The 21,556-nt window shown below is 63.4% G+C and carries 21 protein-coding genes and 1 pseudogene; 12 read left to right on the top strand and 10 right to left on the bottom strand.

Annotated features, from left to right (window positions below; all coding sequences use genetic code 11):
• Window positions 1-15: 15 nt before the first annotated feature.
• Window positions 16-1,311, bottom strand: coding sequence for an MFS transporter (locus tag F4827_RS25175; protein ID WP_183727882.1), 1,296 nt, complete (start codon window positions 1,309-1,311; stop codon window positions 16-18).
• Window positions 1,312-1,704: 393 nt separating this feature from the next.
• Window positions 1,705-2,223: a MarR family winged helix-turn-helix transcriptional regulator gene (locus F4827_RS25170; RefSeq protein ID WP_183727881.1), complete on the bottom strand. Its 519-nt coding sequence runs from the start codon at window positions 2,221-2,223 to the stop codon at window positions 1,705-1,707.
• A gap of 223 nt (window positions 2,224-2,446) precedes the next feature.
• Between F4827_RS25170 and F4827_RS36030 the strand changes: the two are divergent.
• From F4827_RS36030 to F4827_RS25155, 4 genes and pseudogenes are all read left to right on the top strand, one after another.
• A pseudogene (locus F4827_RS36030) lies at window positions 2,447-2,656 on the top strand (hypothetical protein); the annotation flags it as partial.
• Window positions 2,657-2,800: 144 nt separating this feature from the next.
• Complete coding sequence (locus F4827_RS35535) at window positions 2,801-2,977, top strand: hypothetical protein (RefSeq protein ID WP_260175397.1); 177 nt, start codon at window positions 2,801-2,803, stop codon at window positions 2,975-2,977.
• Between the two features lie 46 nt (window positions 2,978-3,023).
• A complete protein-coding gene (locus F4827_RS25160; RefSeq protein ID WP_183727879.1) occupies window positions 3,024-4,082 on the top strand; it encodes an aromatic ring-hydroxylating dioxygenase subunit alpha in 1,059 nt (352 codons plus the stop codon).
• Window positions 4,082-5,047: a PDR/VanB family oxidoreductase gene (locus F4827_RS25155; protein WP_183727877.1), complete on the top strand. Its 966-nt coding sequence runs from the start codon at window positions 4,082-4,084 to the stop codon at window positions 5,045-5,047. The genes F4827_RS25160 and F4827_RS25155 overlap by 1 nt, the downstream gene beginning before the upstream one ends.
• 6 nt (window positions 5,048-5,053) lie before the next feature.
• Here F4827_RS25155 and F4827_RS25150 read toward each other — a convergent pair whose 3' ends face one another.
• From F4827_RS25150 to F4827_RS25140, 3 genes are read right to left on the bottom strand one after another with little or no spacing between them, the layout of a single operon-like run.
• Complete coding sequence (locus F4827_RS25150; protein ID WP_183727875.1) at window positions 5,054-6,319, bottom strand: Zn-dependent hydrolase; 1,266 nt, start codon at window positions 6,317-6,319, stop codon at window positions 5,054-5,056.
• Complete coding sequence (locus F4827_RS25145) at window positions 6,312-6,872, bottom strand: L-2-amino-thiazoline-4-carboxylic acid hydrolase (RefSeq protein ID WP_183727873.1); 561 nt, start codon at window positions 6,870-6,872, stop codon at window positions 6,312-6,314. The genes F4827_RS25150 and F4827_RS25145 overlap by 8 nt, the downstream gene beginning before the upstream one ends.
• A gap of 17 nt (window positions 6,873-6,889) precedes the next feature.
• Window positions 6,890-8,053, bottom strand: coding sequence for a branched-chain amino acid ABC transporter substrate-binding protein (locus F4827_RS25140; RefSeq protein ID WP_183727871.1), 1,164 nt, complete (start codon window positions 8,051-8,053; stop codon window positions 6,890-6,892).
• 208 nt (window positions 8,054-8,261) lie between these two features.
• Between F4827_RS25140 and F4827_RS25135 the strand changes: the two genes are divergently transcribed.
• A complete protein-coding gene (locus F4827_RS25135) occupies window positions 8,262-9,161 on the top strand; it encodes a LysR substrate-binding domain-containing protein (protein WP_183727869.1) in 900 nt (299 codons plus the stop codon).
• A 12-nt stretch (window positions 9,162-9,173) separates the two neighbouring features.
• Here the strand turns inward: F4827_RS25135 and F4827_RS25130 are convergent, their stop codons facing one another.
• From F4827_RS25130 to F4827_RS25115, 4 genes are all read right to left on the bottom strand, one after another.
• The gene (locus F4827_RS25130) at window positions 9,174-10,307 is read right to left on the bottom strand and encodes a porin (protein WP_260175406.1); all 1,134 of its coding nucleotides are present in this window, start codon (window positions 10,305-10,307) and stop codon (window positions 9,174-9,176) included.
• 339 nt (window positions 10,308-10,646) lie between these two features.
• On the bottom strand, window positions 10,647-12,338 hold the full coding sequence (locus F4827_RS25125; protein ID WP_260175396.1) for a hypothetical protein: 1,692 nt from the start codon (window positions 12,336-12,338) through the stop codon (window positions 10,647-10,649).
• A gap of 210 nt (window positions 12,339-12,548) precedes the next feature.
• Entirely contained in the window at window positions 12,549-13,901 is a 1,353-nt protein-coding gene (locus tag F4827_RS25120; protein ID WP_183727865.1) for a pyridoxal-dependent decarboxylase, read from the bottom strand.
• A 20-nt stretch (window positions 13,902-13,921) separates the two neighbouring features.
• Window positions 13,922-14,221: a helix-turn-helix transcriptional regulator gene (locus F4827_RS25115; protein WP_183727863.1), complete on the bottom strand. Its 300-nt coding sequence runs from the start codon at window positions 14,219-14,221 to the stop codon at window positions 13,922-13,924.
• Window positions 14,222-14,358: 137 nt separating this feature from the next.
• Here F4827_RS25115 and F4827_RS25110 point away from each other — a divergent pair, with 137 nt between their 5' ends.
• From F4827_RS25110 to F4827_RS25095, 4 genes are all read left to right on the top strand, one after another.
• Window positions 14,359-14,808, top strand: coding sequence for a DUF2946 domain-containing protein (locus F4827_RS25110; RefSeq protein ID WP_221303809.1), 450 nt, complete (start codon window positions 14,359-14,361; stop codon window positions 14,806-14,808).
• A 172-nt stretch (window positions 14,809-14,980) separates the two neighbouring features.
• Window positions 14,981-15,817 (top strand): hypothetical protein, encoded by an 837-nt coding sequence (locus F4827_RS25105; RefSeq protein ID WP_260175405.1) that lies wholly within the window; start codon window positions 14,981-14,983, stop codon window positions 15,815-15,817.
• 23 nt (window positions 15,818-15,840) lie between these two features.
• A complete protein-coding gene (locus tag F4827_RS25100; RefSeq protein WP_183727859.1) occupies window positions 15,841-16,203 on the top strand; it encodes a copper resistance protein CopC in 363 nt (120 codons plus the stop codon).
• 154 nt (window positions 16,204-16,357) lie between these two features.
• Entirely contained in the window at window positions 16,358-16,774 is a 417-nt protein-coding gene (locus F4827_RS25095) for a DUF1801 domain-containing protein (protein ID WP_183727857.1), read from the top strand.
• Window positions 16,775-16,825: 51 nt separating this feature from the next.
• Here F4827_RS25095 and F4827_RS25090 read toward each other — a convergent pair whose 3' ends face one another.
• The gene (locus F4827_RS25090; RefSeq protein WP_183727855.1) at window positions 16,826-17,923 is read right to left on the bottom strand and encodes an aromatic ring-hydroxylating dioxygenase subunit alpha; all 1,098 of its coding nucleotides are present in this window, start codon (window positions 17,921-17,923) and stop codon (window positions 16,826-16,828) included.
• 613 nt (window positions 17,924-18,536) lie between these two features.
• On the opposite strand from F4827_RS25090, the gene F4827_RS25085 reads away from it, so the two are divergent.
• From F4827_RS25085 to F4827_RS25075, 3 genes are all read left to right on the top strand, one after another.
• Complete coding sequence (locus F4827_RS25085; protein ID WP_183727853.1) at window positions 18,537-19,226, top strand: hypothetical protein; 690 nt, start codon at window positions 18,537-18,539, stop codon at window positions 19,224-19,226.
• A gap of 65 nt (window positions 19,227-19,291) precedes the next feature.
• Complete coding sequence (locus tag F4827_RS25080) at window positions 19,292-20,239, top strand: hypothetical protein (RefSeq protein WP_183727851.1); 948 nt, start codon at window positions 19,292-19,294, stop codon at window positions 20,237-20,239.
• 17 nt (window positions 20,240-20,256) lie between these two features.
• Window positions 20,257-21,432 (top strand): LysM peptidoglycan-binding domain-containing protein, encoded by a 1,176-nt coding sequence (locus F4827_RS25075; RefSeq protein ID WP_183727849.1) that lies wholly within the window; start codon window positions 20,257-20,259, stop codon window positions 21,430-21,432.
• Window positions 21,433-21,556: the final 124 nt, after the last annotated feature.

The raw sequence follows: 21,556 nt of genomic DNA, 5'->3' as shown, positions 1-21,556 counted from the left end.
GCAGTCCGATGCGTCTCAGGCTGCTTTGCGTGAAGCAGGCAGCGCACCGCGCGCTTCGCGCGTCTGTCCGCGTATCAGCAGGATCAGCAAGGCCGCGCCGATCAGGTCGAACGCGCCGAGGCACGCGAATAGCGGCCCAAAACCCACCTTGTCGGCCAATGCACCCACCACCAGCGAAAAGCTCAAGCCGCCGATCCACGCCGCCATGCCGCCAAAGCCGCTGGCCGTGGCCACCTCCTCCGGATCGAACACATCGGCCGACAGCGTGTTGACGAGCGTGGACAGCATCTGGTGCGCAAAGCCGCCCAGGCAGAACAACGCAATCGCCGTATACGGCGATGCAACCAGGCCGATACACGCGGGGCCGATCATCATGAACGCACCCAGCACCACGCCCGCCACGCGCGACCACAACAGCGGCACGCGGAAATAGCGCATGAGGAACGGCGAAAGATAACCGCCGAGAATGCCGCCCATATCGGCCGCGAGGAACGGCAGCCACGCAAACAGCGCGATCTGCTTGAGGTCCATATGACGCTCGGTGGCGAGATAGAGCGGAATCCAGAAACTGAAGGTCTGCCAGGCGGGTTCGGCGAAGAAACGCGGCAGCGCGATGGCCCAGAAGCGCCGCGAACCGAGAATATCGAGCACCGGACGGCGGCTCACCGGCGCGGCGCGCGCCTGACCGCTTTCGATCAACGCCAGTTCCTGCGCGGAAATACGCGGATGCTCCGACGGCGACCGATAGAGCACGAACCAGACTGCGGCCCACACGAAACCCAGCGCGCCCGTCGCCACGAATGCCGACTGCCAGCCGTAGCGCAGCGAGAGAAACACCACCAGCGGCGGCGCGAGCAAGGCGCCCAACGAGGTGCCGGCATTGAAATAACCCACCGCCACCGACTTCTGCCGGTCGGGAAACCATTCGGCCACGGCCTTCATGCCCGACGGGATCGCCGCCGCCTCGAACACGCCCAGCAAGCCGCGCATCATGCCGAGCGAGGTCCAGCCCGTGGCGAAGCCATGCAGCACGCCGGTCGCGGACCAGAGCGCCGCGAACAGCGCAAAGCCCAGCCGCAACCCGATCAGGTCGACGATGATGCCGCACACCGGCTGCATGATCGTGTAGCCCACCTGGAACGCGCCCACCACGTATGAATACTGCTGCGTGGACATGTTGAGTCCGCCCTTGAGCTCCGGCGCGAGCACGCCGAGCGAGTTGCGCGTGAGGTAGTTCATGATCGTGCCGATACAGACCAGCGCGATGATCCACCAGCGCAATCCTTTGATGCTTCGCGAGACTGCCGCCATACCGCTTGTCTCCATTTTGTTTTGATCTGATACGTTGTCGTATGACTTCCGAAGAGGCTCCGACCGTTTTTCACTCGGCGCCAAGCATCGCTATGGACATTCAACGCGATACCGATGCTATGTTCGCTTTCGAACCCCGTCAATAGGCAAAACACCCGGAAACGAACAGAAACGAAAATCCAATGTGATCGATATTAAGTACGACGTCAGACATCTTCAAAAATGCGCGATACAGCAATGTCCGTCGTCGCACCTGCCTGCAAGGCTTGCGCCGTGAAGCGGCGTGCGAAGTCGACGCCGGGGTTCGGCAGTTAGTTGCAGATAGCGGACGTAAAAAAAGCGGTGCCCACCGGGCAACCGCTGGTCGGCTGCAGAAACCGCGCTATGCGCGTCTCAATCCGGATCACCACGCCGCAGCGGCGCGCGACTTTTCTCGTTGTTGATGTGGACGAACTTCGCGAGCAGCGCCAGGAAGGTCTCCTGCTCGTCCTCGGACAGCGTCTGCATCATGCGCTTATGCAATTCATGCACCGAAGGCACCAGACTCTCCAGTAGCGATGCGCCCGTTTCGCTCAGGCGCAGCAGGCGCACGCGCTTGTCCTCGGGCGGCGTGATGCGCTCGATCCAGCCTTTTTCTTCCAGCCGCACCGCCAGCGTGGCCGTGGTCGAATTGTCGAGCGCGCAGTAACGCGCGAGCGTCACCTGATCGATATCGGGGTGGTCCTGGAGAATGCGCATCGCACCGTATTGCACTGGCGTGATATCGGGACCCAGCACGGTATGGAACATCGATACGGCGATCTGATGCGCGCGACGGATCAGGTGGCCCGGCTGTTCGTAGAGATCGGTGGACAGTTCGTCTTTTTTCTTTTTGCGCGTTCGTGTGGCAGGCCGCGATGCCGTACTGCTCATGTGATGTCCTCTGGTCAGACGGTGTTGCCGCGAGGCTGAAGCAACGCGCCCGCGTTGCGATCCTCTTCTCGATCGATGAATTTTAGCGCATCGACTGTGACGTTTTCGCCCTCCTCGCAGGCGTCAGACCTGACGGCCAGCCCAGGGAAGTTACTGAAAACATCGTGAACCTATCTTGTGTACACTGAACGTCAGATATTAAGCATGCTGAACGTGGCCATATGTGCGTGAACGGCATCGATACCTCGCATCGCGCCAAACAGGGAGACGCCGTGTTTGCCCTCAACCAGTGGTATATCGTCGGCTTTGGCTGGGCACTCGATCGCGCCACCCCGCTCACCCGCACGCTGCTGGACAAGCCGCTGGTTCTGTTCGCATACCTGATGGAGTCGCTGCCGCGCTCGAAGACCGCTGCTGTCGTCGCTCGCTGCCGCTGTCGTTCGGCACGGTGGAGGCGCGCGGGCTGCGCTGCGGCTATCACGGCCTGCTGCCGAAAAGAACCAGCTTCTGTGGATCGGGTTCGGCGACACCACTCATCCCGAGCCGTTGCAACCGCCGCCCCGACGGCTTCAGCAACATGAACCAGGTATTCGAACAGACCGCCCTGACCTTCGAGGAAGACAAGGTCGTGATCGAAGCGCAGTACCGCAATCAACAGCGTTTTGGCGAAGGCCCGCAGATCGACATTCGTGTCGATGTGGGCGCGAACCGCACGCGGCGCATCATTGCCGGCCTCACTGCAGTCGGCCGTTAAAACGCAGCAATCGCTGATAAAAAAACCGTCCCCAAGGAGATGCAAGGTGTTTCTCAAGAACGCATGGTATGTGGCGTGTACGCCCGATGAAATCGCGCAGGAGCCACTCGGCCGCACGATCTGCGGCGAAGCGATGGTCTTTTATCGCGCGGCGGGTGGCGCAGTCGCAGCGCTGGAGGACTTCTGTCCGCATCGCGGCGCGCCGCTCTCGCTGGGCTTCGTGCGCGACGGCACGCTGGTGTGCGGCTACCACGGTCTGGAGATGGGTTGCCACGGCAAGGCCACCGGCATGCCCGGCCAGCGTGTCAACGGCTTTCCGGCCGTGCGCAGTTTCCCCGTCATCGAACGCTACGGCTTTATCTGGGTCTGGCCGGGCGACGCCGCCGCCGATCCCGCCGCACTGCACCCGTTGCCGTGGGCCGAAGACCCGGCGTGGGCCTATGGCGGCGGCCTCTATCACATTCGCTGCGACTACCGTCTCATGATCGACAACCTCATGGACCTCACGCACGAAACCTACGTGCACGCCAGCAGCATCGGCCAGAAGGAAATCGACGAAGCGCCGCCCAAAACCACCAGCGAAGGCGATGAAGTCGTGACGAGCCGCTTTATGGAAAACATCATGGCGCCGCCGTTCTGGCGCATGGCGCTGCGCGGCAACGGTCTTGCCGACGATGTGCCGGTAGACCGCTGGCAGATCTGCCGCTTCTCGCCGCCCAGCCACGTGATGATCGAAGTGGGCGTGGCGCACGCGGGACATGGCGGCTATCACGCCAGCGCCGAACACAAGGCGGCGTCGGTCGTGGTCGACTTCATCACGCCGGAAACCGAAGCGTCGATCTGGTATTTCTGGGGCATGGCGCGCAATTTCCGGCCCGACGACGCCGCGCTCACCGACCAGATCCGCGAAGGTCAGGGCAAGATTTTCGCCGAGGATCTGGAAATGCTGGAGCGTCAGCAGCGCAATCTGGAAGCCTGGCCGCAGCGCAAGCTGCTCAAGCTCAATATCGACGCAGGCGGCGTGCTGTCGCGCAGGGTGATCGACCGGCTTCTCGCCTCGGAGCGCGGAGCAAGCGCGAATGCAACGCAAAACGCGGAGGCATGATGTCGGACGCCACTCTCAACGTCAGCGTCGCCCGCAAGTGGCAAGAAGCTCAGGATATCTACGGATTTGAATTTGTCGACGCTGAAGGCGGGACACTGCCGCCTTTCAGCGCGGGTGCGCATATCGACGTGCATCTGCCAGGCGGTCTGATTCGCCAATACTCGCTGTGCAACGATCCCGCCAGCACGCAGCGCTATCACATCGCCGTGCTGCGCGATGAAAACGGCCGCGGCGGCTCGCGCGCGATTCACGATCAGGTCGAGCAAGGCGACATCCTCAAGATCAGTGCGCCGCGCAATCACTTCCCGCTCGCTCACGGCGCGCCCCATCATCTGTTGATTGCCGGCGGCATCGGCATTACGCCGATTCTGTGCATGGCGGACCGTCTTTGTCGCGCTGACGAAGCGTTCGATCTGCACTACTGCACGCGATCGCGCGAACGTACGGCGTTTTTCGAACATATCGCGGCGTCGCCGTTTAGCGCGCGCGCTGCGTTCCATTTCGACGATGGCGCAGCGGCGCAGCGTTTCGATATTGCGGCGACGCTCGCGAACGCGCCTGCGGGCAGCCATCTGTATGTCTGCGGTCCGCGCGGCTTCATGGACGCGGTGCTTGCAGAAGCACGCCGCCAGCAATGGGACGAAACACGCCTGCATTACGAGTTCTTTGGCGCTGTCGTCGAGCAGTCCGCCGCCGATACCGCGTTCCAGGTTCGCATCGCGAGCAGCGGCGCAACCATCGACGTGCCGGCCGGCTGCACCGTTGTCGATGCGCTCTCTGCCAACGGCGTGGAAGTGCTGACCTCATGCGAGCAAGGCGTGTGCGGCACCTGCCTCACGCGCGTGATCGAGGGCAAGCCCGATCATCGCGACGCGTATCTCACCGAGGAAGAACAGGCGGCGGGCGATCAATTCCTGCCCTGCTGCTCGCGCTCGCTCACGCCACTGCTCGTACTGGATCTTTGATGCGTTTCAGGCGGGACCCGACTGGCTGCTCGCCAGCATCGCGTGCAGCAGCACGTTGGCGCCCGCCTCGGCCCATTCGGGCGTGATCGCTTCGCCTTCGTTGTGGCTCAGGCCATCCACGCAGGGGATGAAGATCATGCCCGTGGGCGCGACGCGCGCGAGATAACAGGCATCGTGCCCCGCGCCGGAAACGATATCGGCATGCGGCAGGCCGAGTTCGTTCGCGGCGCGGCGCACCGCTTCAATGCACGCGGGTGAAAACGGCACGGGCGCATAGTTGAAGATCTGCTCGATGGTGTATCCAAGCTGTGCTTCCTGTGCCGCGCGCGCCAGTTCGGTGCGAAGCTGCGCGTCCATCTGCGCCAACACTTCGGACTCCGGATGACGAAACTCCACCATGAAGAAGCAGCGTCCCGGCACGGTGTTGCGCGAATTCGGCTTCGCTTCGATCATGCCGACGGTCGCGCGCCCATGCGGCGCGTAACGGCGCCCGAGCGCCTGCACGAACGCGATCATGTGCGCGGCGCCCGCCAGCGCGTCGCGGCGAAGGTCCATCGGCGTGGTGCCCGCGTGCGCGTCCACGCCTTCGAGCTCGATTTCGTACCAGAGCTGTCCCTGCCCCGCCGTGACCACACCGATTGTCTTGCCGCTGCGCTCCAGAATCGCACCCTGCTCGATATGCAGTTCGTAGGCCGCGTGAACCGGCGTGCCGCCCACGGGCTCATCGCCGGCATAGCCGATGTGCGACAACGCTTCGCCAATCGTCGTGCCCGACGCATCGGTGCGCGACAAGCCGTATTCGAGCGGATAAACGCCTGCATAGACGCCCGAGGCGATCATCGCCGGGGCGAAGCGCGAGCCTTCCTCGTTGGTCCAGATCACCACTTCGAGCGGGTGTGCGGTTTCAATGCCCGCGTCATTGAGCGCGCGCACGACTTCCAGGCCGCCCAGTACGCCATAGATGCCGTCGTAGCGACCGCCCGTGGGCTGCGTATCGGCATGCGAGCCGGTCAGCACGGGGGCCGCATCGGGATTGCGGCCCGCGCGTCGCGCAAAGATATTACCCATGCGATCGACGCGGATCGTGCAGCCCGCTTCGCGCGCCCATTGCACGAACAGATCGCGGCCTTCGCGATCGAGATCGGTGAGCGCAAGGCGGCACACGCCGCCCTTCGCCGTCGCGCCGATCTGCGCCATGCGTTCGAGCGAATCCCACAGGCGCGCGCCGTTCACGCGCAACGAAGCGCGTTTGACCAGGTCTTGCTCAGCCATTCGCTTGCTCCGTGTGAGCTTTCTGCGCCTGTGCATCGCGCACGCGATAACGGAAATCGCAGCACTTGCCGCCCTGCATGATCGTACTGGTACGCGTGAGTTCGATGCGTGGGTCGTAACCCGCGATGAACTCACTATCGCGCGCGCAGCTCAGCAGATGGCCGATTTCGCCGAGGCCCATGGCGTGATACATCTCGGCGTAACTGCAACGATGCACGTTGTAATCGTAGGCATCGGCGTCGGCGCGCAGCGTTTCCACTTCGAGCGCATCGTCCTTTTCCCAGAGCACCTGCAGCGCGATGAACGAAGCGATGCTCGTGCCGTTGGGCTCGCGCGCCGCGAAATCGCGGCCCGCATCGATTGCCGCGCCACGCACCGCCTCGGCGATCACGGCTTGTGCGCGCTGCGCGCCGAAATCGCGCTTGAGGATCTCGTAGATCGGCTTGATGATTTCAGCCTCGATGCGGCGACGTTCGAGGATACCCAGCGTCACGCCGTTCACGCCTTCGCTGCGTTCACTTTGTCCGGCTTGCGGATCGTGTTTCTGCGTCATGATCGACTCCCCGATCTTCAGTGCACAGCGGCTTTCGCGCCGCCGCCCAGCACATCCACCACGGCCCACTTGCCATCTCGCACCTGATAGATCGTGTACGCCGGGTCCTTGAGGTTGCCCTGCGCATCGAAGGCGATGACGCCGGTCACGCCATTACGTCGGATCGTGTGCAAGGTCGCGACGATCTTCTTCGGGTCGGTCGAATTGACTTGCTGCGTGGCCGCGATGATGGTTGCGGCCGCATCGTAGGCGAACGGCGCATGCAGTTCGATCGGCGCATGCCAGCGCGCGCGATACTGCGCGTCGAAGGCGGGACCGCCCGGCATGCGTTCGAGCGGACGGCCCGGCTCCAGCGCCGCTACACCTTCGCCCGCGGGTCCGGCGAGCTTGAGGAAGGTCTGGCTCACGAAGCCGCCAGCGCCCAGCAACGGCGCCTGGATATGCAGCTGGCGCATGCGGCGCACGAGCGGTGCAGCCTCTACGTCAATGCCCCCGAGGAAAATCAGATCGGGGCGCCTGGCCTTGATCTCGGTGAGCACGCCGCTGAAATCGATGGTCTTGTCGGTTACGTACTGGTGATCGACCACCGTGCCGCCGTTGGCCTGCACGCCCTTGATGAACTGGTTCGCGAGGCCCGCGCCAAACGCGGTCTGATCGTCGATCACGGCAATGCGTTGGGCCTTGAGCGTTTTCACGGCATAGGCGCCGGTGTAAGCGCCGCTGTCGTCGTCATGGCCCATGATGCGAAACGAGGTATCGAAACCCTGCAGTGTGTATTGATGCCCCGTGGAAGCCGGTGCGATCTGCGCGATGCCCGCATCGTGATAGACGCGCGCAGCCGGCACGCTGCAACCGGTGTTCCAGTGCCCCACCACGCCAACCACATGACGATCGACCAGTTGCTGCGCCACCGTCACGGCCGTGCGCGGGTCCGACTGATCATCGGCGCTCGCGAGTTTGTAGACGACCGGCTTGCCGCCGATGGTCGGATGCCTGGCGTTGGCGTCGTCGATGGCGAGTTGCGCGCCGTTCTCCAGATCCTTGCCGATACGGGCGGAGCCGCCGGTGAGCGGCGCGGCGAGTCCAATCAAAACGACCTGTTCATCCTGGGCGTGGGCTGCGCCCGCGAGCAGGGTTGCGGCCAGCGCGGCGATCGGCAAAAGCAGGGGGTTCTTTTTCATGTGTCAGTCAGCGTGCGATGTGGGAACCGGATGGCGCCTGGCGCGTCGTCCTTGAATAATGAAAAAGATTACGTTTTGATGCGAAACCGCCTAAATTATCTTTAGTTCGATCATTATTCCCAACCGCCGCATTGACCAATAAACCATTGATTTAACGATACAAATTACAATCAACACGCTCACGATGCCGTTCGATATAATTCGACACATGAATAAAATTCAGCATATTGCCGACGATCCGCCCCTGCGCGCGGTGCGCGCCTTCGAGGCCTTTGCACGTCACGGCTCGGTTGTTTCGGCGGCGCGCGAACTGGATATCACGCCATCGGCGGTGAGTCATCAGCTGCAATTGCTCGAATCCTTCGTACAGACGCCGCTGACCGTGCGCAACGGCCGCTCGCTGGTCCTCACCGACGAAGGACGCGATTACTATCGCTCGATCAGCGCGGCGTTTTCGGTGTTGCGCAGCGCCACCGGCTTCGTGCGCGAACGCTCGGCGCGCCGCCAGATCACGGTGAGCCTGATTCCGCTATTCGGCATCGGCTGGTTCATACCGCGCCTGCACGATTTTCTCGCCAGCAATGACGACGTGGACGTGACGGTGCTCTACGCGAATCACCGCAACTACCGCAGCGACGCCGCCGATCTGTCGATTCGCTTCGGCACCGGCGACTGGATTGGCTATACGAGCACGCCGCTGCTTTCGGGCGCGGTGGTGCCCGTATGCACGCCGCGCTTCGAGCGCCGTTACGGGCCGCTGCGCAAGCCCGTCGATCTCGCGGGCGTGCCGCTGGTGCACGACGAGGACCGCAGCACGTGGGCGAACTGGCTGCAAAGCGCGGGCGCGCGGCACGTCACGCGCACCGAAGGCCCGCTCTTCGAGGATGGTCAACTGACCTTGAGCGCCGCCATGGCCGATCTGGGCGCGGCCCTGCTGCGCGCGCCGCTGATCTCGCGCGAACTGGCCTCGGGGGCGCTGCGCAAGCTGTTCGACCACGAACTCGACGACGGGCGGCACTACTATCTCTGCTGGCGCGCCGACGCGGAAATGCCGGACGGCGCGCAACGGCTCGCGCAATGGCTGCTGGATTCAGCCAGGGCGGCTTAGCGGGCCGGTGAATCAGAAACGGTGCCGCATGCCCGCCGCAACCACCACCTGATTGCTGTTCGACGACGGTGTGAGCGTGTAGACGGAGGCATCGAATGCGGCGATGTTGCGCCCGCCGCTCACGCTCTGATACACGCCCTCCAGATAGAGGTCGGTGCGCGGCGTGACCTGCCGGTCGATCTGCGCGACCACCTGGTTCCACTTCGGCCGGGCCGAACCCGCGCCTGCATCGAAACGCGCCTGCGTATAGGTATAGGCCGCCGCCACATACAGCGAAGGCGTCACGGCGTAGCGGCCATCGATCGAGTAATTATCGAAGATCAGCGTGTTGCCTTTGAGCGCGGCGATCTTGCCGCCTTGATAAAGGCCCGTGACATCGTCCGTGGCCGAGTGGGTCCAGCTCACGCCTACCGAATGCGGACCGAATGCGTAGCGCGCGCCCACAGCCACGATCAACTGATCGCCGCCCGTGACCGTCGCGGAGCCGTCGGTCGTGCTCACCGCGCCATCGGGATTGGCGACGTGGCCATCGCGATTGATCTTGAGAAACGCAGCGCCGGCCTTGAACGAACCGTTGGCGTATGAGAGTCCCGCACTGTACGCGGCGTTGTTGCCGAAGCTGCCCGGCGTGTTCGAGAAGCCGTACATCGCGCCCGTCGTGAAGCCGCGATACGTTTCGCTCGTGTAGCGCACGGCGTTGTTGATGCGGATGTTCTGGATCGAATCGTCGTTGTCGTAGGGGTGCATCGCCAGATTGCCGCCCCAGCCCGATCCCGCTGCGCCCAGCGGCGTAACGAAAGTCAGGATGAAGTCGTACTGGCGCCCCATCGTGAAGGTGCCATAGCCGTTTGCACGCACGCCCACATAGGCTTGTCGGCCAAACAGATTGCCGCCATTGCTGGTCTTGCCGTTGACCGACGAAAACCCGCCTTCCAGCATGAAAATCGCCGAAGCGCCGCCACCCAGATCCTCGCTGCCGCGCAGTCCCCAGCGCGACGCGCTGAGATTGCCGCTATTCACCGACACATTGCCGCTGCCGGGCGACCCCGCGCCATTGGAGCGCTGATTATTTACATAGGATATCGAAGTGTCTAGCAAACCATAGAGCGTAACGCTGCTCTGCGCATGAGCGACACCCGCGCTCATGCCGCTCAGGCCACACAGGCTCACGGCGCAGGTGGAAAGGACTTTTCTGTTCATCGTGTGCGGTTCTTGCAGGCATTCGGGTCGCGCGCAGACGGCACGCGGCGCTCCGATTAGCCGTCTTGTTGTTGGGAAAAGCGGAGCGCGCAGGGGCCGTGCGCACGCAAGTTCGCGATTGTCGGCGCAGGGCAATGAGGGATCAATACGACGCGCGCTAACGTACCTTTCCTGAAACAGGGGTGAATCGCGCGCAAAAAGAAAGGCCAGGCGCGCTTGCGCCTGGCCTCGCCTGGCCTGCACCTGGCCTCGTCAGACCCGGAACGTTTTTAGGCTAGCCTGGCATCACTTGCCGTTCACGCTGCCCGGTGCGAGCGAGACGCCGCGCAGCACTTCGCCAAAGCCAGCCTCGCGCAGCGTGACGAAATGTTCCTGCGAGGCGCTCGCCGCCGTGGTGTTGCGCAACACGTCGCGGATCGCGACGAGGCGGTTCGGGTCCGCGCCCTGATCGCCGTTGCCGCTCACCGTGGAGGTAATCGCCCAGATCGTCGCGGTGCCGTCCACATCCACATGCCCCGTGAGGTTGCGAAGACCGTCGGTAGCCGGCGCCCACGGCAGGCCGGTGGCGCTATTGGAGCCCGCCGGATACCCCGGGACCGTGTACGCCTTGCCCAGATTCAGGCCGTTTTGCAGCGTATAAGCCAGCTTCCACGTTTTCGTGCCTGCGTCGTACAGCCACTTTTGCAGGCCCGCGCGGGTCTGCGCAGCGGCATGCGTGTAAAGATCCGTGCCGCCTGCGTAGCCATCGCCTTCATCCGCTACGTACAACGTGTTGGCATTGGCGAACCAGATGCCAAACGGGTAGGCCAGGGTCGTCGCCGTCTTGTTCGGCGTGACGGGAAAGCCCGCGAGCACGCACACGTTATTCGGCAAACCGTTCGACTGCACCGTGGCCGCGGTGTAGGCAAGCGGGTTGGTTGGCAGCTTCGCGCCGGCCGCCGGCACGCCCACGCCCGCCGGACAGGCCGCGCCCGTCGTATCGACGAAATACACCGTGTTTACGCCATTGCTGCCGCTGCCCTTCGTGAAGTACACGACGTTGTTGTACACGGTGAGACCGCGGAAGTTGTCGTCCTTGCCCACCTTGTCGGCCTTCGCGCCCAGTTCCACGACCGAGAAGCTGGCCAGCGGCGTGGGCGTGCCCGGCGACTGCTGCGCTTCGTGCTCCCTCGTGGCCGCGATGTATTGCGACCCCGCGCCCAGGATCACGTTCGTGGGCTGCGGATTCGCGCCATTGCCCGCGTTGCCAACCGTGTAGTAGAAGCCCTCGCCGCTGGCGTTGTTGAGGATGGCGCTGCGGCCGTTATTGCCGCTGTATGCGTTGGTTTCGGTGAAGCTGAAATGGCCTTCGCGGTCGAGCCGCGCGACGGCGCGATAGAACGACTGGCCGTCGGGATTGGTCGGATCGTTCGCGCCGGGCGTGTTCGAGTTCGACACGTCGATGGCATTGACGGGCGCAACGTAACCCATGAAGGTCAGATAGCGGCCATCCGTCGACAGATTGAGCGCGAGTTCCGATTTCGAGCTGAAGCTCGTCACCAGCTGATCATGGTCCCTGCCCGGATGCAGGCTGTTGGGCACTTCGAGTGTATGCACCACTTCGCCGCCCGGCGTGATGGTGTCGAGGAAAATGCGCGCCGTGATGCCGAAGCTCGGATCGTAGAGCACGTTGTTCCAGACATACGGATAGGTGCCGTCGCTGGTCGCGCCATTGCCTTTCGGACAAGTGGCCTGCGTGCTGGCGCAGCCGGGCGGCAGCGCGGCGCCGGCCTGCACGTTGCCCGATAGATTGTCGTACACGCTGCGGCTGACGATCAGCAGGCCCGGGCCGCTAAAGAACGGCTCGGGCAGCTGGGCGTTTGCAGTCGTGCCTGTGATCGTGCCTGAAATAGCGAGCGTCAAGGCGGCGAGCACCGGACGGCGCTTGCCCGGCAGGCGGGAGAACTGGAAAGCAGAACGAAATGTCTCGATGGCCATCTGTAGCGTCTCCGTAAGGAATTTAAAGCTTGTTGTTCGGACGAACGGGAGGTCGATCGACGCTAACGTAACGGGACTTCGTGAAGGATTTGTTGCAAGGGAAATCAGGGAACGCAATCGCGTTGCCACGCGATCACAAAGATTGCTCAGGACATCTACTTTGATGGATGACCTGCGCGTGCGGCTTTGAGCCAGACGCGCAAGTTCAGTTCAGATCGCGTGCCGCTCGCGCAGGTCCGCCAGCAGCGCAATTAGCCGTTCAACATGCTCTTCCTGCGTCCGCCACGACGAAACGCTGATACGAAACGCCGGGCGGCCCTGCCACACGGTTGCGCCGAACCACACCTCGCCCGATGCCTGCGCCGCTTCGCGTATCGCGACGGTTTGCGCATCGCTTTGGGCGCGCACCAGCACCTGGTTGAGCACCACGCGGTTGAGCACCTCGTAGCCCGCTGCGCGCAATCCCTCGCCGATCCGCGCCGCCAGCGCGCAATGCCGCTCCACCAGCGCGGCCACGCCCGCACGCCCAAGGCTGCGCAGCGCCGCCCATACGGGCAGACCGCGCGGGCGGCGCGAAAACTCCAGATTCAGGTTCTTCTGCGCATCGTGCGAGGCGCTCGAATACACCGCATCGGCATTCATCGCAGCAGCGAGCGCAGCGGCGTCGCGGCAGATCGTCATCGCGCCGTCGTAGGGGGTGTTGAGCCACTTGTGCGCGTCGGCGGTCCAGCTATCGGCCTGCTCGACGCCCTCGGTCAAGGCCGCTTTGGCCGATGCGCGCGCCCACAGACCAAATGCGCCATCGACATGCACCCACGCGCGCGCCGCTTTCGCACGCGCAATCAAAGCGGCGAACGGATCGAATTCGCCGGTGTTCACTTCGCCCGCCTGCAGGCAGAGAATCGTCATATCGTCGAGTGCGGGCAGACGTTCCGGATCGATGCGCCCGCAACCGTCTACCGGCGCGACGATCAGGCGTCCGATGCCAAAGCCCAGCACGCGCAGCGCCTTTTTAACGGTGATATGAGCGAGTTCGGAGATCACCACTTTCACTTCGGGTGCGCCGGTCAAGCCGTCGTTGTCGAAGTCCCAGCCTTTGCGCGCGAGCAGCGCGCGCCGTGCCGCCGCGATCGCCACGAGCGTACAGGCCGTCGCGCTGGTGCCAAAGCCCACGGCGCTGCCGGGCGGCAAATCGAGCGCCTCCACCACCCAGCGCCCCGCGATGCGCTCGATCGTTGCCGCAGCGGGCGAATTGTCGAAGGTCGAGGCGCATTGATCCCACGCCAGCATCAGACGCTCGGCGGCAGCAGCGGCGGGCAGCGCCGCGCCAATCACAAAGCCGTAGTAGTTCGGCCCATTGGATGCCGCGGTCGCGGGCGAACCCGCCTCGTCCAGCAGGCGCAGCGTTTCGGCCGGCGGCGCGCCCTCGCCGGGCAGCGGCTCGTCGAAGGCGGCAAGACCGGCCAGCGCGGCGGCATCGGGAAACACACGGCGTTGCGCAACGGTTGCCAGGTAACGATGGGCGCGCCGGTCGGCGTCCCCGAGTAAGGCAAGTTCATCCATGCTGGACCTTTGAACGTGGTTCAGAGTTGTGAAAGTTCGCGGCCGAGCTTTTTCAGCTCGGCGTCGATACGCTTGTAATAAGTGAACTTGCCGACGCGCGTGGCACGCACGAGGCCCGCATCGGCAAGGATGCGCATGTGGCGCGTGGTGGTCGCGGGCGCGATGCCGAGCTTGTCCGTAATGAAGGTGCAGCACACACCCAGTTCATCGATGTCGCCATGCGGCTGCACCGGAAAATGGCGGCGCGGCGTCTTGAGCCAGCGCATGATGGCAAGGCGGCTTTCATTGGCGAGCGCACTGATGCGAATAACGTCATCCATTGAAGGAATCTCCTGTTTCATTTTGAAGTTTAGCTAAATGACGAAATGTGTGCCTGGGTTTGTGCTTGAGTCTTTGCTTGAGACGTGTATGCCGCCCCGCAAAACATCGGCATACCGGCTGCCAACCCGAAGCACTCATGCTGCATGGCATAATCCGGTCTTCTCTACCGCCGTTTTTTCTCTACACCGTGCGCCGCATTCATCTGAGGCTGGTCAGTCTATTGGGGACGCTTGCGATCCTCATGACGACGCTCGCCCCGGTGATTTCGCACCTGCTCGCGGTGCAGGCGACGCCCTCCGCGCAGCCGCTCATGATGTCGGCGCACTGCGATATGCCGTCGATGCGCCACCTGCACGGCATGGACGGAGCCAATGGCGCACACGGTCACGCACAGGCGCCCAACGCCGACTTGCAGGACTGCGGCTACTGCAACCTGCTCGCCCATCTGCCCGTGATGCCCGGCGTACTGTTGTCGCTGGCGCTCGCCACCCGTCTCGTGCACGCGCGCGTCGCGGCGCGCTTCAAGCGTCTCGCGCGCGTCGAGCCGCTCACCTTCGCGCTCGCGCGCGCCCCGCCCCTGGTTTGATCTGATCGTGACCGCCCTCGCGGCGCTGCGCCCAACGCCTGAAGGCGTGGCGTGTCGCCGCGTGCCAGCTTGCGCCTTCATGCACAAGGCGCACACCGTCATTGCAGCAACAACCACCAGGACCATCATGTCTGACCTCTCCCCGCGCACGGCCATCCGGCTCGTCTGCGCGATGCTCGGCGCGCTCGCGATCGCACCGCAGGCAGCCAACGCCCACGCCATTGCCGGCGACCGCGTCTTCCCCGCGACCATGGCAGTGGACGATCCCGGCGTCGGCGACGAAGCCAATCTCCAGTTTGGCCACGTGCGCGTGCCCGGCGATTCGGGCGACCAGAGCATCAATTCGTTCGACTTCGAATACGACAAGCTGCTCACGCCGCGTCTCGCGCTGTCCGTCGACGGCGGCTATGTGATGCAGAACAACCCCACGGCGCGCGGCTTCGACAACTTCGGCGTCGGCCTCAAGTACCTGCTGTACGTGAACGACGCACACGAGTTCATGACCTCGGTGGGCGTCAACGCCGATCTGGGCGGCACCGGCAGCCGCGCCATCGCCGACAACTTCTCGACCATCTCGCCCACGCTCTACGCGGGCAAGGGCATGGGCGACCTGCCCGACTCGCTCGCCTGGCTGCGCCCGATCGCCATCACCGGCGAACTGGGACCGTCGCTCACCACTGGCGCGGGCCAGCCCAACGCCTTCAACTACGGCTTCACGTTCCAGTACAGCCTGCCGTATCTGCAGCAGCACGTACACGATCTGGGCCTGCCGCAGCCGTTCTCGAATCTGATTCCGCTGGTGGAAGTGCCGCTCTCGCGCAGCCAGGGGCAGACGACCGGCACGATCAATCCGGGCTTTATCTGGATCAACCGTTATGGCCAGCTTGGCATCGAGGCGCAGATTCCAGTGAATCGCGCCAGCGGCTCCCACGTGGGCATTCTCGTGCAGACGCACATTTTCTTCGACGACGTGGCGCCGCACTCGATCGGCAAGCCGCTGTTCCAGTAATCGCTTTTCGGGAGAATCCGATCATGAAATCTGCCGCTTTTCGCCTCGCTGCCGCCGCCCTTGCACTGGGCGTGGCGCAACTCGCCTGGGCGCACGCCTATCCGACCCATCAGGAGCCGGGCGCCGGCATGACCGTGCCGACCACGCAAAGCGCCGTGACGATCGACTTCGACGACGCGCTCGAACCCGCCTTCAGCTCGATCCAGGTCGCCGATGCGTCGGGCAAGTCGGTCACGCGCGACAAGGCCGCCGTCGACGCATCGAACAGGAAGCGCATGTCGGTGCCGCTCGGCGCGCTGAGCGCGGGCACCTACACGGTCACGTGGATCGCAGTGGCCGCCGACGGCCATCGCACCACCGGCCATTACAGTTTTACGGCGCATTAAGCCTCACGTTAGGCCTCACATCACGCCTGACGTTAAGCCTCGCACCAGCCAGCGCGCCGATCCGGCGGCGCGCTGGCGCGGCGCAATGCCTGGCTTGCCTGCACGCCGAGGCCCGCCGTATCGTGTAGCTTTTACACGCAGATACGGAGACACCATGACGCCATCCGAGCAGATCGACGCCCTGATCGCGGGCATCCCCGACTGGCGCGCCGAGACGTTTGCCAACCTTCGCAAGACGATACTCGCGGCGGACAAGGCAATCGTCGAGGAGTGGAAATGGATGGGCAGTCCCGTCTGGGAACGCGACGGAATCATTGCGGTGGCGAACGCGCACAAGGGCAAGGTCAAGCTGACCTTCCAGTACGGCGCGAGCCTGGCGGACCCGGACGGTCTCTTCAATGCGGGCCTGGAAGGCAACGCTCGGCGCGCAATCGACTTCTTCGAAGGCGACAGGATCAACGCGCGTGCGCTCAAGGCGCTGATCCGCGCGGCGATCGAATTCAATCAGAACAAGAAAGCGTCGAAGGCGAATAAGGCGCCCGCTAAAACGGCAAAGAAAGCGGACGCCTGAATCGGCAAGAACACCGGCGGCTCAAGCGGCTCAAGCGGCTCAAGGCGCGCCTTAAACCAGATCGCTCACCTCGCGGATCGGGATGACCGTGCGCGCGCCGCAGCTGCGCAGCAGCTCGCGCAACTCGTTGATGACCGGGAACACCTCGTGATTCCAGTCGTCGCCCTGCATGTCGTGCGCGGCCTGTTCGAGTTCGACGATGGTGCGGTCCTCCGCGAAGATGCGTTCCGTGAACCACACCAGCAGCGGCCAGCCCAGGTCGAGCAGGAAGGGAATCGACGGCCGGCGGATCGACAGCAGGCCGAAGGTGCGGTTGGTGCGCTGCTGAGCGTCGAGCGGCACGTAGTTGATCCAGAGATCCATCACGAGCGTGCCGTCGCTCGAATGGATCTGCAGCGTCTGAAACGGATATTCCGTACGGATGGTCATCACGCTCTGATCGCTTTGATCCTCGCGCTTCTTGCTGCCGCGGAACACCAGCGCCTCGCCCGCGGGCTGCTTGCCTTCCATGCGTACGAAGGTGTAGTCCACCTCGATCCAGCCTTCGCCGCGCCGCCGTCCCAGCGAACGCGCGCGCATCTGGCCCATCTGCTTGCGGTGGAGAAACTGATGGTTCATGTCCATCAGATTCTCGTGCATGAACGAGTAATGACACTTCACCGCGCGGCCGAAACGGCGCGTCTTGTAGTCCTTGTTGCCCACCGAGGCGAGCGCGGGCACGGGGCGTTCGGCCGCCAGCGTGGCGTCGCCGGGGAAAACGAAGATCAGGCCGTGCGCTTCCTCGCACGGGTAGGCGCGCACGCCATTGGGCAAGCGTTCGCGGCCAAGGTACGGCACGTCCACGCACTGTCCCGAGCAATCGTAGGTCCAACCGTGGTAGCCGCAGCGCAGCGACTCGCCGTCGACCACGCCCTTGTGCAGCGGCACCTGGCGATGCGCGCAGCGGTCTTCGAGTGCGAAGACCTTGCCCGATTCCGTGCGGAACAGCACGATGGGCTCGCCGGCGAAGTGCACGCCCAGCGCCTTGCCCGCCTTGACCTCCCGCGACCAGGCGAGCGGATACCAGTGATCGGGATGAATGGGCACGCGGCGAAGATCGCGTACCGGGGCTTCGCTTGGGGAACCGTCTAAATAAGGCATTGCACGCATGCGTGATGTCTCCTTGCAGAACCGGGCACCAGCCGCCGTTGGGCACGCCAGCCCTGTGGGCGGATCGGCGCGGCTCCTGCCATGGTACTGGAATGCCATGGCCTTCGCTGGCGGTTCTGGGCACCGCAAATTTATTGCAGGTAGCAAAATGAGTGCCCGCACACATTTCGTGCGGGACGGGAAGTTTTTTCAATGTCGCGCCGGCTATCGTAGCGCGTTGCCTCGCGCCTTCGTGACCCGCCCTGGTTGGGACATACCCGTATCGAGCACGCATCGACCGGGCAGCGCAACCGGCAGACTTACGCGGAGGTTGGCGCGCTGCGATTGCGCGACTTGCGCAGTCGTTATCGCGAGACTTTTTTTGACGCCACCTTGGCAAAATATTCTGGATTCCGAATCAGTTATCGAAGCAGTTATACGCATCTTCATTCTGGATTCGAAAACGCCATCGGTGCAGCCCTGAGATACATTCACCACGCATATTTTCAGAATGATGCGGACTGCATAGAGTGCTAGCTCCACCTCTCAAGCGCCTCTTGATTTTCGTTGTGGGCGGCGCACAAAGAGCGCGCATTAGTCGTTGCGTTGTCAGCAAACACCCAGAGAGGACTGAATGAAAATCCCAGAAAGTCTCAAGAAGGTGGTGAACCTGGTTATCGTGGACGAATCCGCTGCGTCCGCGCCGGCCGCCGCAGAGACCGAAAGCGATTCGTCAACCAGCGCTGCGGGCACGGCGTCGGGCCATCAATCGTCACTGCGGACACAAGACGCGCAGACGGGGCAGCAGCCCGGCGCGAGCAGCGGAATCGATGTCGCCGACCTCGAAAAGCGCATCGACACGCTCATCCAGGACAACCCGGCCTACGCGCCCTATCGCGCGTTCGCCGAAATGAGCCAGTCCATCGCAGCGGCGGTGCCGGACGAACAGCAGCGCTATCGCGCCGCGCTGCTCGGCGTGAAAACCAATCTCGACGCCTTGCTCGGCGCAGTCAATTCGCATGCCGATGTGCTGGCGACAGAGCAGAAGAACTTTGCATCGGCGTTCGTCGCGCGGGCCGAAGCGGATATCGCCTCGCTGCGCGAACAGGAAACCCGCCTGAACGAAGAAATTGGCGCGCTTGCGCGCCAGCTTGCGGAAAAGAACGCGCAGAAGGACGCCGTCAGCAAGTCGATCAATAGCAAGACCGCGGGTCTCGCCAAGGCGAAGATCGATTTCGAATCCGTGCGCACGACGCTCGTGCAGAAATATGACGGCATCGTGAAGAAGCTTCAGGGCTACCTTGGAGAATCGGCACATGGCTAACGACATCGTGAAGTCCGCGATCAAGCAGCGCGTGCGCTCGTTCTGGGACACCAAGGAAGGCGGCGTTGGCAGTGTTGGGGGTCGCCGCGCTTGGCGGTCTCGTGTGGGGCGCGGGCAAGGTGATGCCGTTCATCGCCCGGCTCATGGAGAACACCGCAGCGGCGGTGTTCTTCGGCGCGATCGCCGTGGGCCTCGTCTATGTGCTCGTGTTCGATCCCACGCTGCGCAGCCGCCTCTGGCTGGCGTATCAACTGCTCATGAAAGGGCTGACCTACTCGATCATCAAATACGACCCGGCGGCCACGGAGCGCATTCTCTCCAAAGAGATCGCCAAGATGATCGATGAGGCATCCGAAGCACGCATCAAGGGCGGCGGCCGCGTCGAAGCCGTGCGCCGGACCATCGAGGAGTTCAAGGAAGAGGAGGAGCAGCTCAAGCGCGAAGCCGTGGCGATGGCGCGCAAGAATCGTCCGCAGGAGGACATCAATTCCCACGCGCGCCGCATCGGCCAGCTCGACGCAGCGATCCAGCGCACCGGCAAGGTCTACGACGAACTGAGCGCCAACTACAACAACCTGGTGGAAGCCGAAAACGCCTTCCGCCGCATGCACGACGAAGCCGAATTCAAGATCCGCCTCAAGGTCAAGGAATACGAAGCGGTGAATTCGATGACCGAAGCGTGGCGCGGTTTCCGGCGCGCGTTCAGCCGCACGACCACCGTCAACGAATTGCGCGACATGCTGGTGGATTACATCAACGACGACACCGCCGCGAAAATGGGCGAAATGCGCGCGTATGTGCAGGACAGCGTGAAGGTGATCGACGCGGTGCAGATCCGCGACGACGCCGACACCGAACGCGGCCTGCAACTGCTCGCCGATCTCAACAGCCGCCAGATCGATTTCACGCCCGCCGCGCGCCTGACCGATGGCGCCCATGCATCGTCCGCTGCATCCAGCAAGGGACAACCTCCCTCGCCCGGCCCGATCGACTACACCCGCTACAAAAACTAAGACTAAGGAGTCTCCTCATGCAGTTGACCACTGGTGCGAAGCGCTTCCTCGGCCTCGTCGCAAGTGTCGCGATCGTCTATGGCGCGTACTATGCCTGGCAGCACGGCCTCATCGGCAAGCATGGCGATACGCAACCGGCGGCGCTCGACGTCGGCAACAATTCGCAATCTGCGCCCGCCACGCCATCGACGGATCAAGGCACGACGCAGGCGGCTACTCAGCAACCCACGCAGCAGCCAATCCCCGCCAGCTTCACGCCCAATGCGGACACGCGGCAGCAGATCCTGCAAAACCACGTCGTGCGCATTTCGGTGGAGAACCCCAGCGAGCCGATCTACGGCGAGACCAACGGCACGCCGCATGGCTTCAACTACGAGTTCGCGAAGCTGCTGTTTGGTCAGCCCGAATTCAATGCCAATGGGCCGATCAGGATCGATACGCATCACGAAGTGAACGCGTACAAGGACGTGCCGCGTCAATTGCTGGCTTCGGACAACGGTGTGCCGGCGGTCGATATCGCCATGGACGGCCTGACCTTCCCCGACAACACGCCTTCTGGCGTGCTCTACACGAACCCCTATCTGGATGATTTTGGTTACGCGCTGATCGTGCGCAAGGGTTCGCCGCTGCACTCGGCAGCGGATCTCGCCGGCAAGACCGTGGGCATTTTGCAGGGCGATCCGGACGTGAAGGCCTTCGTCACGCGCCAGCTCCCCAACACGCAGTTCGTGGAGGTCAACGACGCCGACGACCAGTTCATCACCAAGGTCATCGACGGACATCAGGTCGATGCGTTCATCTACGACTACCCGTTCGCCGTCGAATCGATCAAGGGCAGCGACCTCAAGTTCGCGCAGACCAAACTCGATGGCTCGTCGATCAGCTACAAGATCGGCGTGCGTGCGAACGACCAGAATCTGCTGGTGTACCTGAATAGCGCGATTGGCCGCGTGAAGCAGACGCCTGCGTATCTGGATCTGCTGCGCAAGTATTTCCGCAGCGATCAGGCCGATGTGATTGCAGCGGGCAATGGCGAGCATACCTATGCAGTCAAACGCGGTGACACGCTCAACACCATCGCCGCCGCGCAGTTGGGCGCGGGCGCGCGTTACCGCGATATCCAGCGCCGCAACAACCTGCCGAATCCGAACCTGATCCTGGTGGGCGAGCAACTGATCATTCCGGTGCGCTAGGCAGCGCGCACGAAAGTCAGACAGGCGACAAACGGAGCAATGCGCGCAAGGGCGTGCATTGCCCCGTTTTTCATGGCTCAAGCGCCGATCAAACCATCGCTGCGCCACCAAGATCGTGCCATTT

Source organism: Paraburkholderia bannensis (assembly GCF_014200455.1).
Classification (GTDB): domain Bacteria; phylum Pseudomonadota; class Gammaproteobacteria; order Burkholderiales; family Burkholderiaceae; genus Paraburkholderia; species Paraburkholderia bannensis_A.
This window is presented reverse-complemented; position numbering and strand designations above follow the sequence as displayed.